Origin of the sequence: Collinsella sp. AF39-11AT (assembly GCF_003474585.1) — a bacterium.
Classification (GTDB): Bacteria; Actinomycetota; Coriobacteriia; order Coriobacteriales; family Coriobacteriaceae; genus Collinsella.
In genome coordinates this window covers 11,313-32,682 of sequence record NZ_QROG01000025.1, presented here as the reverse complement: position 1 = coordinate 32,682, position 21,370 = coordinate 11,313, and the positions used below count along the sequence as shown (strand labels likewise).

Genomic DNA, 21,370 nt, shown 5'->3' with positions numbered 1-21,370 from the left:
GTTTTGAGAAGTGGGCTCCGCGAACTTCTCAAAACAAGGCAGGCACCCCGGCCCCGCCGGCAAATAGCGGACACTCCGCATGCAATCTATGCAAACAAACAAGTACGCTTAGCTACATTCGGTAAGATCGAGCACGCTGTCCTTAACGATAAGCTCCGGCTCCAGAACGACCTCTTCGGCACGCCTGCCGCCCCTACCGGCAAGACGCTTGGACATGCAGCCAAAAGCATGCTCGGCGAGCACGCCGGGGTCCTGCTCGATCGCGGTCAACGCCGGCTCAAAGAGAACGTCGGCCGCCGAGTTGTCGTAGCTCACGACTGAAATGTCACCCGGAATGCTCTTCCCCATCTCGTGCAGGCGCTTGAGCAGGCCCAGCGCAATGTTGTCCGAGCTTGCGAACACAGCAGTTGCGTCAGTTGCGAGCACCGCCTCCGAGGCCTCGTAGGCACTCGGAATGTAATACTCACTCTCGAACTCCAAGCGCGCATCGATGGGCAGCCCCACCTCGCGCAGCGCACGCTCATAGCCGGCAAGTCGTTTGCGACCCGTATTGGAGCGGCGCGCATTAACCAAGCAGGCAATACGACGGTGGCCCTGCTCGATTAGATAGCGAGTGGCCATATAGCCGCCCATCTCGTGGTCGAACATCACCTTGTCGCACTCGAGTCCCTCAATGGCACGGTCAACCATTACCGCCGGGATGGGCAGATGGCTGACTTCTTCGCGCAAAGCGCGGTCGTCCGAGAATTCGTCGCCCACGACCAAGAACACACCATCGACGCCGCGCGTCACCAACTGGCGCAGGAGCTCTAGATCGTCCTCGGCGCTTCCACCCGAGCTGGTAATAAAGAGCGCGTAGCCGTCCTCGCGGCAGCGCTTTTCCAGACTGCCAGCGAGCGAGGCAAAAAATCGGCTCTCGATGTTGGGAACGATAAGGCCCAGCGTGCGCGACTCGCGCATGACCAGGCTGCGCGCGATCTGGTTGGGAACATAGTGGTTGCGCGCCGCGACCTCTTTGATGAGCTTGCGGTTTTCTTCCGAGATGCGACAGGGCCGATTATTGAGAACAAGCGAGACCGACGAGGGGGAAAGCCCCACCTCCTGGGCGATCTGCTTGAGGGTGACTTTGTTGGCCATCTCGCTCCTTCCGGGTTTACGCGCAATCTCTTGAAAGTATAGCGACTACCCCTCTACCTCGGTGATAAACACTTTACCAATCCGGTGGACGGCTGTTTTATCGCCGCCAGCGCACCAAATCCGTCCGGGTGGGGTATATTGCAATCGATTGATGACAACGACCACCAAAAGGCGGATATTCGTATGCACGAGAACGATTTTTTTAACGAGGACCTGCTGTGCGCGCTCGCTGGCGTTGCCGGCGAGGACAACGTGCTGATGAGCGAGCCCATGCGCGAGCACACCACGTTTAAGATCGGCGGTCCGGCCGACGTCTTTGTCACGCCCGATACTGAGCAGGGCCTCGTCGCCACGCTCGATACCTGCTATCGCTGCAATCTACCACTCACCATCGTAGGCAACGGCTCCGACTTGCTCGTCGGCGACAAGGGCATCCGCGGCGTCGTCGTAGCGCTTGGCGAGGGCCTCTCCGACATTACGGTCGACGGCACGCACGTCACGGCGGCAGCCGGCGCCTTGCTTTCCGATGTCGCAGCCGCGGCAGCCGAGGCCGGCCTTACCGGCATGGAGCCCATCTCGGGCATTCCCGGATCGGTCGGCGGTGCCTGCTACATGAACGCCGGAGCATACGGCGCTTGCATGGCCGATGTGCTGGAGTCCGTGCGCGTCTATAAGCCCGCACGCATGCTCGACGACGGCACCCGCGGTAGCGGCAGCATTATCGAGTTCGATGTCGATGAGCTCAACCTGGGCTATCGCAAGAGCCGCATTGCCGACGACGGTTTCATCGTGCTTTCGGCCACTTTCAATCTCGCCCCGGGCAACGCCGCGATGATCAAGGCCGACATGGACGACTACCGCCAGCGCCGCGAGGACAAGCAGCCGCTCGACATGCCGAGTGCCGGCTCCACCTTCAAGCGCCCCGAGGGCCACTTTGCCGGCAAGCTCATCATGGACGCCGGCCTGCGAGGACACGCCATTGGCGGCGCGCAGGTGAGCGAAAAGCACTGCGGCTTCATCGTCAACGCCGACCACGCCACCGCCGCCGATGTCGACGAACTCATCCGCCACATCCAAACAGCCGTCAAAGACCAATTCGACGTAGACCTCGAACCCGAAGTCCACCGAGTCGGCGAATTTTTATAGCCTGCCCACCGCGATCCACTTTAATTAATAACGGGACAAGTGATCTAGCTCACTTGTCCCGTTATCATTTATTTGCGAAGAACATCGGCTAGCCGCAGGATTGAAATCATCGACCGATAAGTGAGTTCCACTTTTTCGCCCGCAAGCAGTCGTTTCGAGCCAATCTCATCTAGCCCCACAAGCTGAGAAAACAGCGGGCTGCTCATCGTGCCCTCGTCAATTGATTCCCTTATGGTCTTCAAAACGTCCGTATCATGAAGCGACGCCGAGCTGTAGGGGGCAACACGAGCGGAACTCTCAATTAACGACGAAACAAAAGGATGGAGATGCTTTGGACATAGTCCATCAAACACCACATCCCCATTGTCATCCGAGCCGACTAGTCGCCAACTATAATGATCGACCCAGTCGTCTCCGTCATATATGGTGTCCATGAGCAACTTCCCGTCTAGAGAGACCTATTTGGACATCGGGGCGCAAGACCGCAATCCATATAGGACCAGCAGCAGCTCCAACCCAACGCACCGCTCGACAATTGCAAATTGCGGCTATTTTAAATCAACATGATCAGTTCGAGTTCGCAACAAGGCGATTATTGCAGCTAGGTTATATTTCATTTTCCACTTTGGTGAGCCGTCGGCTCCAAATTCCAAAACCGAAGTCCACGGAGTCGATAAATTCATTTAAAAAAGGCCCCGAAAGGGGCCTTCGCCATATTTATTCAGACAACCAGTCCGGTGTGTGACGCATTGGATCCGAGAGGTCCGTGGCTGCCCGGAAGGCATTAGGTTGATCGCGAGTTCCGCACGAGCCGGAGAGCACTTAATGTGCTCTCCGTGCGAGCAGGACTGTCCGAGCAGGCAACCTAATGCCTTCCGGGCAGCCATGGACCAACCAGCTTCAAGCCGCAGCTACGACAGCGCAATGCCGCCGAGCCAGCCCCAACGCACGCCAGAGCCAGTACCATAAAAGCTAATGAACGAATCGAGCGACTTCGATGTAATGGCACCCTCGTTGCTCATAACGATGCCGCCGCCAACGTAGATACCCACATGACCGTAGATAAGGCCCGGAGCACCCGTGCCGCTGTGCGAGGAATCGGCCACGATCATGCCCACCTGCAGCGCCGAGCGGTCGGAGCTATAGCACCAGGCGTTGAACATGTCACACGCGTTGCCGCCAAAATAGCCCACGCCGGCATTGCGGAAGACATTGGTAACCCACGCCGCGCACCAGTTCTGACCCGGCGAAGGCGTGGAGTAGCACGCGTTGACGACGGCCTGCTGCTTGCCCGAGCCGGCATTCTGCTGCGGAGTTCCGGGCGCATACGATCCACCGCCCGAGCTCGAACCACCCGAGTAGGAATTGTTCTTGTTCGCGGCGGCCGCGGCAGCGGCGGCCTTCCTAGCGGCCTCCTCGGCCTGGGCGGCAGCGAGAATCTCGGAATCGCGCTGAGCCATGAGCTCCTTGACGTCGTCGGAAAGACCGTTCAGCACGGTCTGGACTTCTTGCTGCTTGGCCTGCATATCCTGCATCTGAGCCGTCTGCTGGTCCTTGAGTTTCTCCAGGTTGGCCTTTTGTGCTTCGAGCTCGGTCTTCTGCGCGTCGAGCTCAGCCTGAATCGTCTGGATATCCTCGATGGCATCGCGGTCGCTCTTGTTGATCTTCTCAACGTAATGCGCGTTGGCGACGAGTTCCTCAAACGAGCCAGAGGCCAGCAGCAGCGACAGGATGTTCGTACCGCCGGACTTGTAGCTGGCGGCCACGCGATCGGAAAGGTCGTTGCGCTTCTTCTTGAGCTCGGCCTTCTTTTCATCGATCTGGGCCTGCGTGTCGTCAATCTTGCCCTGGACATTCTCGATGTCGTTGAGGGTCTGGGCATTCTTGTTGGCGAGCGCCGCGTACTCATTGGCAATGCTGTCGAGCTGAGCCTGGACCTCGTCGAGCTGGGCCTGGGCGGCATTCAGTTTGTCGGTGGTTTCTTGACTGGCCTCAGCCGCATGGGCGCGGGCGGGCAGGCCAAAAAGAACAGCCGCAGAAGCGGCGCCGAAAAGAGCCTTAAGGGCAGTGCGGCGCGAAAGCTCCTGCGTAAAGATGGAATCGTTGTTTGGTGACATATGTACTCCGTTACATGCTTATTTATATGTCGCTCAACTCAAACATATTAACGCACATCGCGCTTGTCCCAACTATTTCCACGAACGGCTGGAAAAGCATGGTCAGCGGCTCGCAAATACGTCCCACACCAAAGGTAAGGATTATGCAAATAACACCCTATGAGTACGTTAACATCAATCCTCTGGTTTTCCTGCCCCGCGTGTTTTGGGCGCCCCCAGCTGCGCTATACTCCCCTCAAGAAGTGTTCCTGATTCGATAGGAGACTACATGTCCAAAGCACTCGACCCCAAAGACACCTGCGTCCTCGTTACCGGCGGCGCCGGCTTTATCGGCTCGCACACCGTCGTTCAGCTGCTCGAGGGTGGCTACCAGGTTGTCGTCGTCGATGACCTCTCCAACTCCAGCGCCGTTGCCATCGACCGCGTCAAGACCATCGTGGGCGACGAGGCCGCCAAGAACCTCACCTTCTACGAGGCCAACGTGCTCGACCGCGATGCGATGAACAAGATCTTCGATACCCACCAGATCGACCGCGTCATCCACTTCGCCGGCTTTAAGGCCGTTGGCGAGTCGGTGAGCAAGCCCGTCGAGTACTACCACAACAATATCGAGAACACCCTGGTGCTCATCGATGTCATGCGCAACCACGGCTGTAAGTCCATCATCTTCTCGAGCTCTTCGACCGTCTACGGCGATCCGGACAATCCGCCCGTCACCGAGGAAGACCCCAAGAAGCCCGCGACCAACCCCTATGGTTGGACCAAGTGGATGATTGAGCAGATCCTCATGGACGTCCACACCGCCGACCCCGAGTGGGACGTCGTGCTGCTCCGTTATTTCAATCCCATCGGTGCCCATCCGTCGGGCCTGATCGGCGAGGACCCCAAGGGCATCCCCAACAACCTGGTGCCCTACGTCGCCCAGGTCGCCGTCGGTAAGCTCGAGGCCGTTCAGGTCTTTGGCAACGACTACCCCACCCCCGACGGCACCGGCGTGCGCGACTACATCCACGTGTGCGACCTGGCATCCGGTCACGTTGCCGCCCTCAACTGGATGAACGGCAAGACCGGCGTCGAGATCTTTAACCTGGGCACCGGCACCGGCACCTCGGTACTCGAGGTCGTCGCCGCCTTCTCCAAGGCCTGCGGCAAGGAGCTGCCCTACGTGATTCGCGAGCGCCGTGCCGGCGATATCGCCGCCAACTGGTGCGATGCCTCCAAGGCCGAACGCATGATGGGCTGGAAGGCCCAGTACGACATCGCGGACATGTGCCGCGACAGCTGGAATTGGCAGAGCCATAACCCCAACGGCTTCGCCGACGCCGAGTAGCCACTCCCCCGTGCTAGGTTTTGTGGCATGCCTCAAAACCTAGCACGCGACATGCTCGGCACATGCCGCTTCCTGCATGGGTAGATTTCTAGACATGTCCCAAAAATCTACTGGCCCCGGCCTCCAATGTGAGGTCGGGGCTTTTTAGGAACTCGTTCTCGAGCTCGAGCTCGCGCATGCACTTGCGGCCGCCGCGACCGGGTGGTTGGTCAGCTCCTTCTTCCTGACCGTCACCCATCTTCCCAGGGTCTTCTCGTTGATGCCGAGGTCGGCTGCCACTTGGGCGATGGGCTTCCCCGACGCGGCGGCGAAGTCTGCGGCCTCGGCGCGGTACCCCGCTGTGTAGGAGGGCCCGTCTGCCATGACTGACACTCCTTTCTTTTTGGCGCTGAAACGATTATCGCCGCTCAACGCCATTCCTCTAAGTCAAGTGTCCTTGAATACGATACAGTTCAAATGGACGAGGAGAATCTGGCGCTCCTCTCGATGAGCCCGGAGAGGTCCCTGGTCGTCACCTTCCCCCGCGCGAACGCGAAGCGGACGGCGGCGAGCCATGTCCTCACCGCGCGTTCCATTTAGGGAGTCCTCGAGAAGTCGATCTCTCTGTGCGATAATCGAGCTATTGAGTCTCGCGAGTTTAGAGCTGGTGATATGCATTGAAAATCAAGATGAAAAACATCGGCAGGGTCGCTGAGGCCGATATCGAGATTAATGGTATTGCCGTGATCGCCGGGGAGAACGGGACGGGGAAAAGCACGGTTGGAAAAGCGCTTTATGCGGCCTTCAACAGCATGTCCGATTCGGAGAACAAAATCGACCGCATGAGGCGCAATAGTGTTGAGCGCGCCATCAGGAAGGCATATGTGGGAAGCCCTCTCGACTCCACGTCTCGCCACAGGCGAACTGCTGGAAGAATGAATAGTTTCATCGACAGGGTTTTTTCGGGCGAGTGCACGAGGGACGAGCTTATTGATGAGATAAAGGAGTATTACGGGGAGGAGATCTCCCGTGAGATCGAATCCGATTTCACGAATGGCGTAGCAGGAGTTGCCGATCAGATTATCGAGATCATGGATATCTCCGATGATGAGGTATTTCGTGCGATTGCGACAAACAGGTTCCGAAGCGAGTTCAACGGCCAGATCAATTCGGTTTTCGGCGAAGAGCCCGGGAAGGTCGAACTCCAGATAAAGGACGCATCTACGGTTTTCTTGGTTGCAAGTGACGAGGTGGCGGAGGTGCACGATAGGAGGGTTTTGCGATTCAGGGCGCATTATCTGGACGACCCGTTCCTGATCGATTCTCTCGGAGGACCCTACGGCCCCGCTTTTCGGTTCAAGCCCCTCCTTGGACACCAGGAGGAGCTGCGGCAAGATTTGATTCAGGCGACCATCCGTAACGATGACAGCGAGTCCTCGCTGTTCGAAGAGATCGCGAAGGAGCGACACCTGAAGGTTCTCATGGACAAGGTTTCCTCCTTATGTCCGGGGCATTTCGAGAGGAGCGAAAGTCGCGGTCACCTTACGTATCTCGAAGAGGGCTTCGCTCGGGGGTTGGAGCCTGGGAACCTTTCTGCTGGCTTGAAGACGTTCGCCATCATGAAGGTGCTCTTGAAGTCCGGCGCGCTAGATGCCGGAGGGACTATTATCCTCGATGAACCCGAGATTCATCTTCATCCTGCATGGCAGCTGGCCTTCGCCGAGATAATCGTGCTGCTCCAGAAAGAGCTCGGGATGCACGTCTTAATGAGCACCCATAGTCCATATTTCCTGAATGCGATCGAAGTGTATTCTAAGAAGCACGCTGTTGATGGATTGTGCTCATATTATCTTGCGGAGACCTGCACTGATGGACGCTCTCGCTTTGCCGATATAACCGGCTCGACTGAGGTCGCCTACGAGAAGCTGGCGGCTCCTTTTGATACGCTTGAGAGGGAGGAGTACGGCCTTGAGTAGCGACCTGTGCGCCTCCTGCCCTCATCCGAACTCTCCCGCGGTGCCAGATGGCAGCGATGGTTGCTCCCGTTGCAGGACCTGTATCCTAAGGGACTGCACGTCGACCATCTCCAAAACATCCAGAGACGGGAGCGTCTCTCTTGTGGATGACGATTTGCCTGTTGTCAATTTTGACTCTGTTAAAGAATGCTACTGCAAGAAGGTCAATAGGTGGATGCAACTCCCGCGCTCCGCCGATGCGCTGTATTGCGATCGGGAAACGTTATATCTAGTCGAATTTAAAAACGGCAGTCTGAAGGAGACGCTGGGGAAGAGGCTCAATCCCAAGGATGACGAAGAGCTTGGTATCAATCTTGGCCAAAGGGACGCCCTCATCGAGAAGTGCAAGGACAGCGTTTTGATCTGCTCGGACCTGTGGGGAAAGAGGACGAGATGGTTTCGCGAGCACTGCGTCTTTGTTTTGGTATACAACGAGGACAAGAACAAGACCGCGTTGAAGCGGGTTGCCAGCTCGATTAGGAAAAAAGCGCGTTTTGGGCTTCCTGACAAATTGAAAGGTTTTTGCGTGAAGGATGTCTTGACGCTAACCGAAAAGGAGTTTTCGACATCGCTCCTTTCAACTTGGCGAGACGCAGAAGAAATCGCGGAGGTCGACGCGTAGGAGACCGAAAAGCATCCGGTGGCTATTTGCTCCCGATATCGATCGTTCGTCTGCAGTCGGTTTTCTTTCCGCTGCGCCCGCCAGTTTGCGATGAGTCGCGCACCGTGTGAAGCTCAACACGGATGAAATACAAATATAATCCCCCCTTGCACTGTGTTGATAAATATTGCTCGTCGAACTCATCTGAACTGGGCTTTCTTGCATAGAACTGCCTGAACCTGAGCGTTTTCGGGTATCGCATTGCCCGATCGAGCACCATCGCGACCTTCTCAAGCTTGTCCTCGGGCGGACTCATAGCCACAGCCCCGCATGTCGTCCCGGTTGGAGCCGGGATGAGCCCTCAGGAAGCACTGCATGAAGTAGCGCATCCGGTTCACGGGCCCCAGCGGGTTCTGGCCGTCGGGAACGCCCTTGAGCAGCTTCGCGTTGTAGTGCTGGCTCTTCAGTGACAGATTGTTGACGGGAGCCGTGTGGCGCCCGGCTCCATGTCGTGGATGAGCGCGGAGCCGGGCGCCACACGGCTCCCGAACGTCGCCAAGGTCTTCGCCCTGCTTGTCTTGCCAAGGCCCTCCCGGATGAAGATTGAATTGCCTGGCTCATCGCAGCCGAGCGCGACACGGCCTCTACCCGAGACCATCATCTCTACACATAGCCCATCATTCGACAAGAACGCGCAGTTTGTCCTGCATAGGCGCATGGTGTCCCCCTCCGCCGCAAGAGGTGAGCAAAAGAGAGGCTCCCCTCGCCACTACCGGACAAAGGGACCTCTCTGGGGAAACACGCTATAAAACCTTCTTGCCGGGCGGTCGAGTACAGCACCGACGGCGTACCCGTGGAGACCTACCCAGAGCCCACGCCATTTCAAGTTTCTTGGTCTTCAACGCCACAATCCGATAATCATCCAGCCGTCGAAATGACCTCGTCACAGGCGGCAAGCATCTCCTCGTCATGAGTGACAACGATTACAATATGGTCTCTCTTAATTTCATGAAGCAATTTGATCAGCGCGCCTCGACTCTTCGCATCAAGTGCTGAGGTCGGTTCATCAAAAAGCATAACGTCCGGCGATTTCAACAGCTGTCTCACAATTGCAATCTTTTGCTTCTCGCCGCCGGACACCCCTCCTTTCCCGCCGTCAAGCATCGCCGTTGCCCCGTTCTCCACAGAAGCAACCATTTCGTCTAGCCCCAATATGACAAGCATCCGATTCAGCTTATCCATCTCGTAATCATCAGAAAGCAGCGTAAGATTATCGAGAATCGTCCCCTCAACGATAGGGGGTTCTTGCTCCGTAATGCTGACTCGACACCGCCGCAATGCATATCGATCGATGCAACGCTGTGACACCCCGTTGTAGCGAACGGCCCCTTCTGTGTCATCTGGATATAGCCCCAATATCACTGACAGCAGCGAGCTCTTCCCCGAACCATTCGGCCCCGAGATTCCATATAGCCGACCCCTGGAAAACGCGAGCCCCTCAATGCTTAACGCGACCCTTTCCGCCCCTGGATAACGTAGCTTGATGTTCTCTAGACGGATTTCCTCAATCGGACCAAGCGCCAATTTGCCATTCGCTTCCACCGGGACATCCCAAATTCTTTTCAGCCGCTCATAGCATACGCGATTAGTCTGGTAATCCCTTCCCCAGCCCAACAAATACTGTACCGCTGAGCTTAAGTTCGAATAATATCCAACAGCAGTCACGAGAAAACCAGGCAACAGTCTCCCGCCCATCACTTCAACCGCGCCCACAGCAAGAAGACATCCTTGAGCGGCGGAAGCGACCAACGCGTTGCCAAAGGTAAATCTAGACCCTACTTCCTGATTTGCTCTCATCGTTGGATAGAGCCCATTAAAAGCTTCGACCAGTACAGCGCGGGACCTATCGAACAAAGCATGTTTGCGGATGAAATCAACTTTCTCCAACTGATCTTGTAGACAGGAAAAAAACCTCGCGCTCTGCTCTTGTACGTCAAAACTTCTCTCAAACAGCCTTGCGCGTGAAACCGCATAAAAAGCGGCACTCGCTGCCGCAAGAACAAGGCAGACCACACTCAACTTGATATTCAGGCTACCGAGAACAAACAGGGCGGACAAAAGGGTGATAACGTTGCTTGAAACCCCCACAACCGAGTTGATTACGAAGATGACAAGGTCATTAGCGTCGTGATTGATTTGCTGGTTATAATACGACGCGTTGAAGCCCTCGAAGAATGCCTGGGGAAGGTGCTTCACGTGCTCAAGCGTATCCGCATTTAAGCCGAACCCCGCATGCGACTGAAGGTTGATGTACAGCATCTCTGAGCAATACACTAGTCCCGCTCGAACCGCTTGGACCGCAACCAAAATAAGGCAACAAACGAGAACGGCGGCAAGATCGGCGCTGGCCGGCATCGCCAATCGGTTTACCACTATGCCGGTAAGAAAGGGACCCGCAAGCGCAAGCAGCCCGACCAAAACTGTTACGACAAGATAGGCGTAGAATCGACCGCCCAGTATATATTTTCTACAGAGATTAAGCATCAGCCTCATTTTGCCCCGCACCCCGTTTTGCCGTATTCATCATCTGGGAGAGCAGCATTTTTTGCTCGGCATCATACCGGAAGGAAACGCAACGTTTCCCCTCACCGTTTAAGGCGTGGTTGGGGCACCCTCCCATGCACATGGGAAAAGCAAAGCACTCTTGGCATTCCGGGTCATCCGGCTCATATGCCATCCAGTTAATCATGTTCTTGCTCAACATTGGCGGCTCGAAAATAGTTCCGACCCTCCGCTCCTTCATTCCAATGTCATCCCAGCACTTATACAAATCTCCGACGGGATCAACCACGTACGAGTTGATTCCAACGGCGCAACATATCCCGAAATTCGTCCCACCAAAAGGTTGAACTTTGAAGCCCCGCGCAATTGCCCTTTTATAAAACTCAGTCTCCTCATACGAGAACTCTTTTACAGTAAAGCAGTGGCTGTCGTTCGCACATACCTGATTGATATCGTCAACAGGGGCTAAATAGAAGTGAACCTTATTCATCAGGCCATTTAGCTCGAGATAATCCAATAGCTCTTGAGCGGCCTCGATGTTGGTCTTGTCGACGTTGCTCCTTATCGAAATATCGATGATGTCGGCACACTCTTTGACGTTCTTGAGAATACGTTCGTATGTAGGGCTTCCGTCGTGAAGAATCCTTCTCGAATCGTGATCCGACTTCGATCCATCTATAGTCACTTGCGCGCTCGTCACACCACATGCCGCGAGCCTCCTTGCAACATCAGGCGTCAGCAGATAGCCATTTGTCACTATCGATGCGGAATATTCACACGTTGGCCCCACGACATCTTTCAGATCCGACGTAATCCGTTCGATCATCTTCATTCCGAGCAGAGGCTCGCCGCCGTACCATCCAACTGAGAGACTTGCGATACCAGGATAGTAATCTTTCACGAACTTGGAGAGCTGTGTCAAAACCTCCTCGCCCATCGTCGTGTACGCCTGTCCCTTTTCATAGCAGTAGGGACAGCAAAAGTTGCAAGCCATCGTTGGCGCAATGGTAAGGGACAGAGCAGTATTCGCAAAGCGCGCGGCGCGACTTTGCAACCTGATCTCCCCAAGCTCGTCCCTCTCCTCATTGACTAGGATGCCTCCCCTTATCAGCTCCGCGACAAGATCATCGGCATCCCGAACGTCCCCTTCTTGAATCCTTTTGAATTTCTGCGCGTATTCCGGATTTAACGACAGGATGCCGCCGGTTCGCGCATTCATGATAAGAAGACTTCCGTTATGTTCATGCACCACATTAAATTGCGACAGTTTCACTTCGCACCATCTCCATTTCCAACCAAATCCATATCGACCCTCAGACGCTGCGCATACGCCAGCGCACTACCTTCTTCGATAAAAACTGCACGAAAGCAGCAATAGACATGCGAGCGACACGATGACCGCATGGCCGCATGCAGCCATCAGGACCGTCCCGCCGGCAGCCCCGCACGCCCTCATCCAATAAGCCATGTGAACCGGGGGTAAAACGGTTGGGAAACTCATCGCGATAACAAGGCCCGCGAACGTTGCGACCAGCAAGGCTCCCGACACAAGAGATCTGATCCTGAACACCTCATATGCAACCGCAACCATCAGCGTATAAGCGGCGTCTATAACGATATTCGACAGGAGTGCCGAGGTCACATTACCAACCGTAAGGCTGTCTAGACCGCTTCCGGAGCACACGGCAAAGACCGCAGCGACACCGAGAGTAAACACGATGTAGGGGCACAGCGTATACACTTCGCAAGCCAATGTCTTTGCCGCAAACAGCTGCCAGCTGCGGAAGCCCCGAGCAATCGAAACTCCCCTTGCCGACACGCTCGTCGCATCACCGAATAGCGTCCCCGCCACAACAACAGAGACGATTGGGAAGAACACCGTATGCGCCATGGAGACGACACTTAGCCAGGAAGAGATACCCGTTGGCCCAACCCCTATCGAGAAAAGATAGCCCGGATCGGCGGAAAAGCCAAAGAACTGGCCCTCTCCCCCTGCGGAGACCCATGCGCCGGACCCGGCAAACACATAAATCCCCGCGATGCCCAAATACATCAGCGCTATTATCACGGCGAGTTTCATTCTCCTTGCGCGGAACAGTTCCGCCCTGACCGACATCCCAAGATTCATCGAACCGCCGTCCTTACAAATAGCGAGACGAGCGCAACTCCAACCGACACAAGCACAGTGCCGCCCGCATACAGCAAAACCTGAATTACACCAACATTCTGCATACTCAGGGAACACAGGTTCATCAGGTAATACACGGGCGAGAGCATGAGCAGCAAGCTGGGCTGACCGCTTCCGTATGTACTTGGGAACCACACCATCACAAATGTCGAAACCGCTATTGCAACGACGCTGCTCGCCACCACACTCCTCGTGAGCAAATACAGGGCGAAGGTAGCGGCGTACATCGAAATGAGCAGCAGCGCGATCATCAGCGCAATCGATACAAATTGGGCAAACCCTGAGCACGAGGCCCCAACGTCCCATTGGGCCATCTTGGTTAAATACAGCGCAGTCGTAGAAAGAAGATACACGGCACCGACCAGAGTGCAGTTCACCAACAGCTTCGTGATCACAATCGCCGCCTGCGACACCCCTCGCGATCTCGATACGGCGTAAGCCACGGATTCAAAGTCTCTCGACGTAGCGTAAACCGCGTAGAGAATCGTCACCGGAATCCAGACCACTGTAGACGCAAAAGACGTCCGGGCAACAGAGCCCAAAACGTCCCCTGCATCCACTAGGTTTCCAATAAAACCTATAGCCCCTCCAAGCGTATACGGGTCATCACCGGCGACCATGATCAGCACCTCAGACGAAGTCGCAGCCGCAACCACATACAGCACAGCCGCAAGCGCAATCATCAGAGCGGTCGCCGGGTGCCTGGCGAGCAACCATACCTCGCTCCGAAAAGCTGAGATGAACTCGCGTTTCATCACAGCTCGCTCTCTCGACCGATGAGCTCCGAATAAAACTCCTCAAGGCTCTTCCTATGAGAATACGCCTCCGCAACCCTCACACCTGCGGTCGAGAGCGCTTCGATTGCAATGCCCCGCCCTTCCTTTTTCTCCTCATAGCGCATAAGAACGCTGCCGTCCGGCAGAAAAGAATGTGAGGTCTCATCTCCGAGAACCGATCTCGTTCGCTCCAGATCGTCCACATGCAACACGAAACCACCGCGGCATGACTTTTCCAGCTGAGGTGCGGTCATCCTTCGAATGAGGCGACCATGACTTATGAAGAGGTAATCAGTTGCCAGCTTGTGCATCTCCTCAAGATTGTGGCTGGATACGAGAATCGTTTTACCTTGATCTTTGTTAAGATGCGTAAGGATTTTTCTTACTTCGACTATCCCCATCGGATCCAGGCCGTTTGTCGGCTCGTCCAGGATCAACAGCTCCGGATCGCCCAGCAACGCTATGGCCAGATCGAGACGCCTCCTCATTCCCATTGAGAAGTTCTTCACTTTCTTCCCGCCGGCCTCCCCCAAACCGACGGTTGATAACACACCGTCGATGGAACGATCGGTGGGAAGCCCCCACTCAATACAGCGAACGACCAAGTTGTCTCGCGCGGTCAGATTAGGATACGAAGCATTGAGGTCGGGCATATAACCCAGCCTTTCCCTGCAGCTCCGTATTTCACGTCTCCCGGTTTGCCCAAACATCGAGATCGTTCCTGACGATGGCTCCGAAAGCCCCGTGATCAATCGAATTAACGTGCTCTTGCCGGCACCATTCTCCCCAATGAGTGCACACAGCTCGCCTTCCATTAAAGAGAACGAGACTGATTTAACCGCTTCAAACCCGCCATATCTCTTGGATATGGCACGCAATTCAACTGGGACTTCCCGCATGGACGACATCCTCCCCGTCAATAAAAAGGGACGACATGGCAATTGTGCGGGGTTATAGGTAACGTCGGTTCGCCCCCCATATTGCAATGCCACATCGCCCCTCAGGCGCTGCTGGCCAAAATATCTTTGAACAGTCTGTGCACGCCGTACGGCGTGCACTATCCGCTAAAAGCGGATAGTGCACTCCTGTGAAGAACACTTGGTGCTGCAGCTGCCGTGCGCGTAGAAGAAGCAGTTGCCGCACGCGGGTGCAACGCCTTCCTCCGGCTCGTTAATCCAATCCATCTCTCCCTCCTTTCCTTGCATACCGAATTGATAATGTTATTCTAATTCGATATGTATCATATTTCAATATAAGCTTATTTATATATTACACAAGGTAAGCACCCCCCCCCCTGCATCCAGCACAGGAAATGACTCTCTCGTTCCCCAGTGACGCGGCGAGAAATACAGGCCACTGCAGGACGTTGAATGAACAGCCCGTGAAAACCGTTGTTTTCACGGGCTGCACCTGCTCAATACTTTTTTATTCTCCAGCCTCAGTCGTCTCTAAGATCGACCACGTAAACATGATCTGACTCCAGGACCGGGTCATCACCCGTCGCGGTCGCCCTGCTCAGCGCGTTGCGGGCGCGCCGCGTCGCCAGTTCCTCAAGTTCTCTTTCGTTGACGCGCTTAATAAGATCGCCAGGCTGGCAATCAAGCTCTACGCAAATATCCAGCAATGTCTTTAACCTAATTGCCTTCACCTTGCCATTTCGTATTTTTGAGATACTTGCCGGTGTGTGCCCGGTCGCCCGAATGATATCCGTACTCGTCTTTCCGCGTCGAAGCAATAAGCTTTCAAGCTCAATAATCAGATAGTCCATGCCGCCCCTCACACCAAATCCTCGGTCTGGTCTTGAAGCAGAGCTCCGTAGCGCCATATCGCAGAAATCGAGAAGCAGCAAACGGCCCCCAGCACAGCACCAATATCTATGGGCAGGGCCAGGTTTTCAAACATCGAATAGGCGTTCCCCAGCAAGTCGAAGGGGCCAATCACTATCGAAAGAAACCCCGGAGAAAACAAGAGGTCACCTATTGCCGCTGCAACAAACAGCCACCCGATAATCGAGATTCTTCGAGCATGCGAAAGGGTAAAGGGCGATTCGCCATGAGCCATGTCCATGCTGATTCCCCGCAGGGTCCATGTGGCCCCTCCGGAAATCAGAAGATACATCAAAGGAACCACTACGGAAACCGTCTTTGATGGATCATATAGGTTTCCTTGAGCAGCCATAAGCCCAATGGAAATAACCACCACCACCGAACAGCAACACACCGCTATAAACAGCGCCGTAAACAGAATCCCAAGCCTTCTTCCGAGAGTCATCATCTTCTGGATGGACTTATCGATCTTCTGGGCGCTATTCACCACAGCTCCTCCTAAAGCAATCAGAGGTCTTCTTACTTACTGTTTTTCCTACATTGTAACGAACTCGATAAGAAGAGGGTCGCTTCACGCCGCGCAATCCCGAACTCCAAGCGTTTCTCATCAGCATTGCCCATCTTTCGAGTCGAAATTCAAATCCAGTTTCTTATCGCATGCTGAAATCAACCCGAACTGGATGTGACTGGAAAACAGCGCGCTGCGTCGGTCGCGCTTTCCCGAGCGACTCTGGCACAACAGACGATATGAGTTGAACATTGGGGCCTCTCCCCTTGCAGCTCTCTCGTGGGTCGGGCGACAATGGTCGTACCATCAACCGCGGCCGCGCGCTGCGGGCCCTCGGCCTCGGCTGCGTCGTCGGGGCGGTCCCGAAGATGCACCGGCCCGCGGCCGACCGCGGCCGCAAGAACGACCGCCGCGACGCCGAGTGGCTGGCACGCATGCTGGCGCGCCGCAACGTCGTCGAGGTGTGGGTCCCCGACGAGCGCCCTCGAGGACGCGCGCGACGACCTGCAACACGCCAAGCAGCGGATGTCGAAGTTCCTGCTGCGCCACGGCCTCGTCTTCGACGAGACGACGCCGGCCGGCAGGCGCAGGGGCGCCTGGACGGGGGCCTACTGGGACTGGACGGAGTCCCTCTCCTTCGACGAGCCCGACGACGCCGCGGCCTACGAGCGCTACATGGACGGAAATGACCTGGTAGAGAACCCTCGCACCGTCTACGTCGCAGGGGACGTAGACGAACTCGTCGAGCACGAGCAGCCTCGCGGGCGACACGTCGTTCAACAGTTTCGACAGCGTTCCCTTGCGCTTCGCGTTGCCGAGCTCGAGAACCAGCTGCGCGGTCTGCCAGAACCTGACCGACATGTCCGCGGCGACCGCGCGCATCGTGAGGGCGACTGCCATGCGCGTCTTGCCGCGCCTGGACTTACCGAAGAAGACGAGGTCTTCGCGCGATTGTTTGTGTCAACGGCCAACTGAATGTGAACCCTTCTTGCATTGTTGCAACCTGGCTGGCAGCCGGTCTTTAATGACGACGACCATTGTCGCCCGACCCACAAAAGAGCCGCAAGGGGAGGAGCTCCCAATGTTCAACTCATATCGTCTATGGCGCACTACCATTCACCGAAAGTCGGCAACTTTTTCATTCTCTCTATACATGTTTAAACAACATGTTCTACAATAGGGACAATAGCAATGGAAACTCGGGACGAGCCGTCTATCCATCTACGGCGCAGCCCCTTATTCAAAAGGACGGTGAGTGCATCCATGGAGCGTGCAAGCGGCGTTCTGATGCCCGTTTCGTCATTGCCCGGACCTTACGGTATCGGCGGCTTTGGCTGGAACGCCTATGACTTTGTCGATTTCCTCGCCTCGTGCAAACAACATTACTGGCAGATTCTCCCCCTTACGACAACGAGCTATGGCGACTCGCCCTATCAGTCGTTCTCGGCCCGTGCGGGCAACCCCAATTTCATCGACTTTGCCGAGCTTATCGAGGCCGGCTATCTGGAGCAGTGCGATATCGACGGCGTGTACCTGGGCTCCGACCCCAGCAATGTCGACTATGGTGCCATCTTTGGTGGCCGTCGTCAGATTCTCGACCGCGCCGCCGAGCGCTTTGCCGCCGACAAGCCGGCCGACTTCGACGACTTTGTCCAAGCAAACGAAGACTGGCTCATCCCCTACTGCGAGTTCATGACCGTCAAGGAGGAGTGCGGTCTCAAGGCCTTTTGGGAGTGGCCCGCAGAGCTCCGTACCCGCGGCGAGGCTTCTGCCAAGGTCTGCGCCGCCCATCCCGCGCGCATGCTCTACCACCAGATGACGCAGTACTTCTTCAATCGTCAGTGGAGCCGCCTCAAGGCCTATGCCAACGAGCGCGATATCCTCATCATCGGCGACCTGCCCATCTATGTCTCGCGCGACTCCGTCGAGATGTGGGCCACGCCCGAGCTCTTTAAGATCGACGCCGCCGGTAATCCTGTGAGTGTCGCCGGCACGCCGCCCGACCAGTTCTCGGCCACCGGCCAGTACTGGGGCAATCCCATCTACGACTGGGACGCCATGGAAGCCGACGGTTTCTCCTGGTGGGAGGGCCGTATCCGCGCCGCCCTCGACATGTACGATGTCATCCGCCTGGATCACTTCCGCGGCTTCGAGGCCTATTGGGAGGTGCCGTTCTCCTCACCCGATTCGTCCTACGGTTCGTGGACGCAGGGCCCCGGCCTCAAGTTCTTCAAGACGCTCGAGGAAAAGCTCGGCACGCTGCCCATCATCGCCGAAGACCTGGGCTTCCTCACCCCCGGCGTCATCGACATGCGCGACAACTCGGGCTTCCCCGGCATGAAGATCTTGCAGTTCGCCTTTGAGGGCACCAACTCGTACTACCTGCCGCACAACTACATTGCCAACACCGTCGCCTATGTGGGCACACACGACAACGAAACGGCGCGCGGTTGGTTTGAGGGAACGGCCACCCCGCGTCAGCGCGAGCAGGCGGCCCTGTACACCCACCAGCAGGCAGGCGAGCCCATGGCCGATGCACTCAACCGCGCCATCGCCGCCAGCGTAAGCGATACCTGCATCTACACCATGCAGGACCTGCTCAACCTGGGCAACGAGGCGCGCATCAACACTCCCGCCACCATGGGCGGCAACTGGACCTGGCGCATGCTCGATGGCGCCATCACCCGCGAGCTCGAGCACAAGCTCACCGGCTGGACCGAGACCTACTTCCGCATCCCGTCGGAAGACGAAATTGAGCTTCCCCAATAGGAGCCACCGCGCCCGACCCCACCCCATCGTGCGGACGCGTCCGTTTTCCCCGCGCGAGGCCACTCCAATCCCTCGCGCGGGCTTCTTTTGAATTTCTGACATGTAATCAACCCATCACAGGAGGAAACATGCCCCGTATCAATCTTGCGGATCTTGCCGAGCAGTCCTTTGGCACCTCGCTCGAGCAGCTCGATGACCGTCGTATTTATAAGCTGCTGGCCAAGCTCGTGCAGGAGCGCTCTGCCGCCTGTCCTCTCAACAACGGCAAGAAAAAGCTCTACTACATCTCTGCCGAGTTTTTGATCGGCAAGCTGCTCATCAACAATATGATCGACCTTGGCATCTATGACGAGGTTAAGGACCAGCTCACCGCCGCGGGCCACGACCTCAACAAGATCGAGGAGTTCGAGGTCGAACCGTCGCTCGGCAACGGCGGCCTGGGCCGTCTGGCCGCATGCTTCCTGGATTCCATCGCCACGCTGGGCTTGACCGGCGATGGCGTGGGCCTCAACTACCATTACGGCCTGTTCCGCCAGCGCTTTGTCGACAACCAGCAGAAGGCCGTCCCCGACGAGTGGCTCGGTGAGCAGGACATCCTAGTCGACGACGACCGCTCCTACACCGTCGAGTTCGGTGATTTTGCCGTTACTTCCAAGCTCGTCAACATCGATGTACCCGGTTATGGCCAGCCCACCAAGAACCGCCTACGCCTGTTCGACCTGGCAAGTGTCGACGACGGCCTGGTCCCCGGCAGCTCCATCGACTTCGACAAGACCGAGATCGCCAAGAACCTCACCTTGTTCCTCTATCCGGATGATTCCGACGAGCAGGGCCGCCTGCTTCGCATCTACCAGGAATACTTCATGGTGAGCAACGCCGCCCAGCTCCTGATCGACGAGGCCATCGAGCGCGGCAGCAACTTGCACGACCTGGCCGACTACGCCGTAGTCCAGATCAATGACACGCACCCCACCATGGTCATTCCCGAGCTCATTCGCCTGCTCACCACCGAGCACGACATCGAGTTTGACGAGGCCGTGACCATCGTACGGTCCATGGTCGCCTACACTAACCACACGATTCTTGCCGAGGCCCTCGAGAAGTGGCCGCTCGCCAGCCTGCAAAAGGTCTCCCCTGCCATCGCCGACATTATCGTCAAGCTCGATGAGATCGCCAAGGCCGAGCACGACGACCCACGCGTCGCCATCATCGACGAATACGACACCGTCCACATGGCCCACATGGACATCCACTTTGGCTTCTCCATCAACGGCGTCGCCGCGCTGCACACCAAGATCCTGGAGGATACCGAGCTTCATCCGTTCTACGAGATCTACCCCGAGAAGTTCTCCAACAAGACCAACGGCATCACCTTCCGCCGTTGGATCCATGGCGCCAACCCCGCGCTCGCCAGCCTGCTCGACGATGTGATCGGCACCGATTGGCGCAGCACCGGCGACCTGAGTAAGCTTGCCGAGTTCGTTGACGACAAAGATGTTCTTGAGCGCCTGGCCGCCACCAAGGCCGAGGCCAAGGCCATCATGCGCCAGTTCATGGCGCTCGAGCAGGGCGTGACCATTCCCTCCAACGCCATCATCGACGTCCAGGTCAAGCGCATCCACGAGTACAAGCGCCAGCAGATGCTCGCGCTCTACATCATCTGGAAGTACCTCGATATCAAGAACGGCAACAGACCTAAGCATCCCGTCACCATCATCTTTGGCGGCAAGGCGGCCCCTGCCTACACTATCGCCCAAGACATCATTCACCTGATCCTGACGCTGTCCCAGTGGATTGCAAACGACCCCGACGTGGCTCCCTACCTGCAGGTTGTCATGATCGAGAACTACAACGTCACCGCTGCCGAGCGCGTGATCCCCGCTGCTGACATCTCCGAGCAGATCAGCCTGGCCTCCAAGGAGGCGAGCGGCACCTCCAACATGAAGTTCATGCTCAACGGCGCTTTGACCCTGTGCACGCTCGACGGTGCCAACGTGGAGATTGCCGAGCTTGTCGGCGACGAGAACATCTATACCTTTGGCGCCTCGTCCAAGCAGGTCGAGCAGCTCTACGCCGACGGCACCTATGACGCCGGCGCGCTCTACCGCAAGCCCGGCATCAAGCTGCTGGTGGACTTCATCACCAACCCCGCCTTTATGGCGACCGGCAACGCCGAGCGCCTGCAGCGCCTGCACGACGACATCATGGGCAAGGACTGGTTTATGGCTCTACTCGACATTGAGGAGTACATCCAGACCAAGGAGCGCGTGCTGGCCGACTACGAGGACCAGGACGCTTGGATGCGCAAGGCGCTGATCAACATCGCCAACGCCGGCACCTTCTCGTCCGACCGCACGATCTCCCAGTACAACGACGAGATCTGGCACCTGAGCTAATTCGGTTTCATCGCCCATCC

The 21,370-nt window shown here is 56.6% G+C and carries 18 protein-coding genes; 6 read left to right on the top strand and 12 right to left on the bottom strand.

What is annotated here, in order from left to right; genetic code table 11:
• Window positions 1–108: 108 nt before the first annotated feature.
• On the bottom strand, window positions 109–1,137 hold the full coding sequence (locus tag DW037_RS09055; RefSeq protein ID WP_118373203.1) for a LacI family DNA-binding transcriptional regulator: 1,029 nt from the start codon (window positions 1,135–1,137) through the stop codon (window positions 109–111).
• A 183-nt stretch (window positions 1,138–1,320) separates the two neighbouring features.
• Here DW037_RS09055 and murB point away from each other — a divergent pair, with 183 nt between their 5' ends.
• Complete coding sequence (murB, locus tag DW037_RS09050) at window positions 1,321–2,283, top strand: UDP-N-acetylmuramate dehydrogenase (RefSeq protein WP_117717001.1); 963 nt, start codon at window positions 1,321–1,323, stop codon at window positions 2,281–2,283.
• Window positions 2,284–2,351: 68 nt separating this feature from the next.
• Here murB and DW037_RS09045 read toward each other — a convergent pair whose 3' ends face one another.
• Both DW037_RS09045 and DW037_RS09040 read right to left on the bottom strand, forming a co-directional pair.
• Window positions 2,352–2,717 carry a hypothetical protein gene (locus DW037_RS09045; protein ID WP_117800750.1) on the bottom strand — a complete coding sequence of 122 codons (366 nt, stop codon included), beginning with the start codon at window positions 2,715–2,717 and terminating at the stop codon, window positions 2,352–2,354.
• Between the two features lie 477 nt (window positions 2,718–3,194).
• The gene (locus DW037_RS09040) at window positions 3,195–4,400 is read right to left on the bottom strand and encodes a hypothetical protein (RefSeq protein ID WP_117636049.1); all 1,206 of its coding nucleotides are present in this window, start codon (window positions 4,398–4,400) and stop codon (window positions 3,195–3,197) included.
• A gap of 268 nt (window positions 4,401–4,668) precedes the next feature.
• Here DW037_RS09040 and galE point away from each other — a divergent pair, with 268 nt between their 5' ends.
• Entirely contained in the window at window positions 4,669–5,730 is a 1,062-nt protein-coding gene (galE, locus tag DW037_RS09035) for a UDP-glucose 4-epimerase GalE (RefSeq protein ID WP_117564856.1), read from the top strand.
• A gap of 144 nt (window positions 5,731–5,874) precedes the next feature.
• On the opposite strand, the gene DW037_RS09030 is transcribed toward galE, so the two are convergent.
• Window positions 5,875–6,093: a transposase gene (locus tag DW037_RS09030; RefSeq protein ID WP_117584253.1), complete on the bottom strand. Its 219-nt coding sequence runs from the start codon at window positions 6,091–6,093 to the stop codon at window positions 5,875–5,877.
• Window positions 6,094–6,386: 293 nt separating this feature from the next.
• Between DW037_RS09030 and DW037_RS09025 the strand changes: the two genes are divergently transcribed.
• Both DW037_RS09025 and DW037_RS09020 read left to right on the top strand, forming a co-directional pair.
• Window positions 6,387–7,685: an ATP-binding protein gene (locus tag DW037_RS09025; protein WP_147352020.1), complete on the top strand. Its 1,299-nt coding sequence runs from the start codon at window positions 6,387–6,389 to the stop codon at window positions 7,683–7,685.
• Between the two features lie 142 nt (window positions 7,686–7,827).
• On the top strand, window positions 7,828–8,346 hold the full coding sequence (locus DW037_RS09020) for a hypothetical protein (RefSeq protein ID WP_124786586.1): 519 nt from the start codon (window positions 7,828–7,830) through the stop codon (window positions 8,344–8,346).
• Window positions 8,347–9,243: 897 nt separating this feature from the next.
• Here the strand turns inward: DW037_RS09020 and DW037_RS09005 are convergent.
• The 8 genes from DW037_RS09005 to DW037_RS10905 form a co-directional block, all read right to left on the bottom strand.
• Window positions 9,244–10,878, bottom strand: a complete 1,635-nt coding sequence (locus DW037_RS09005) for an ABC transporter ATP-binding protein (protein ID WP_084591801.1) — start codon at window positions 10,876–10,878, stop codon at window positions 9,244–9,246.
• The gene (locus DW037_RS09000) at window positions 10,862–12,160 is read right to left on the bottom strand and encodes a radical SAM/SPASM domain-containing protein (RefSeq protein ID WP_117638255.1); all 1,299 of its coding nucleotides are present in this window, start codon (window positions 12,158–12,160) and stop codon (window positions 10,862–10,864) included. The genes DW037_RS09005 and DW037_RS09000 overlap by 17 nt, the downstream gene beginning before the upstream one ends.
• 66 nt (window positions 12,161–12,226) lie before the next feature.
• Window positions 12,227–13,015, bottom strand: coding sequence for a hypothetical protein (locus tag DW037_RS08995; RefSeq protein WP_035137757.1), 789 nt, complete (start codon window positions 13,013–13,015; stop codon window positions 12,227–12,229).
• On the bottom strand, window positions 13,012–13,830 hold the full coding sequence (locus tag DW037_RS08990) for a hypothetical protein (protein ID WP_117564851.1): 819 nt from the start codon (window positions 13,828–13,830) through the stop codon (window positions 13,012–13,014). Before DW037_RS08990 ends, DW037_RS08995 begins: the two co-directional genes overlap by 4 nt.
• Entirely contained in the window at window positions 13,830–14,750 is a 921-nt protein-coding gene (locus tag DW037_RS08985) for an ABC transporter ATP-binding protein (RefSeq protein ID WP_035137759.1), read from the bottom strand. Before DW037_RS08985 ends, DW037_RS08990 begins: the two co-directional genes overlap by 1 nt.
• A 539-nt stretch (window positions 14,751–15,289) precedes the next feature.
• Window positions 15,290–15,619 (bottom strand): helix-turn-helix transcriptional regulator, encoded by a 330-nt coding sequence (locus DW037_RS08980; protein ID WP_052044110.1) that lies wholly within the window; start codon window positions 15,617–15,619, stop codon window positions 15,290–15,292.
• Window positions 15,620–15,627: 8 nt separating this feature from the next.
• On the bottom strand, window positions 15,628–16,164 hold the full coding sequence (locus DW037_RS08975; RefSeq protein WP_035137761.1) for a hypothetical protein: 537 nt from the start codon (window positions 16,162–16,164) through the stop codon (window positions 15,628–15,630).
• 327 nt (window positions 16,165–16,491) lie between these two features.
• Window positions 16,492–17,085 (bottom strand): ATP-binding protein, encoded by a 594-nt coding sequence (locus DW037_RS10905; protein ID WP_118373201.1) that lies wholly within the window; start codon window positions 17,083–17,085, stop codon window positions 16,492–16,494.
• Window positions 17,086–17,376: 291 nt separating this feature from the next.
• Here DW037_RS10905 and malQ point away from each other — a divergent pair, with 291 nt between their 5' ends.
• Window positions 17,377–18,954: a 4-alpha-glucanotransferase gene (gene malQ / locus DW037_RS08965; RefSeq protein WP_255413150.1), complete on the top strand. Its 1,578-nt coding sequence runs from the start codon at window positions 17,377–17,379 to the stop codon at window positions 18,952–18,954.
• Window positions 18,955–19,082: 128 nt separating this feature from the next.
• Window positions 19,083–21,350, top strand: coding sequence for a glycogen/starch/alpha-glucan family phosphorylase (glgP, locus tag DW037_RS08960; RefSeq protein WP_117776882.1), 2,268 nt, complete (start codon window positions 19,083–19,085; stop codon window positions 21,348–21,350).
• Window positions 21,351–21,370 lie beyond the last annotated feature (20 nt).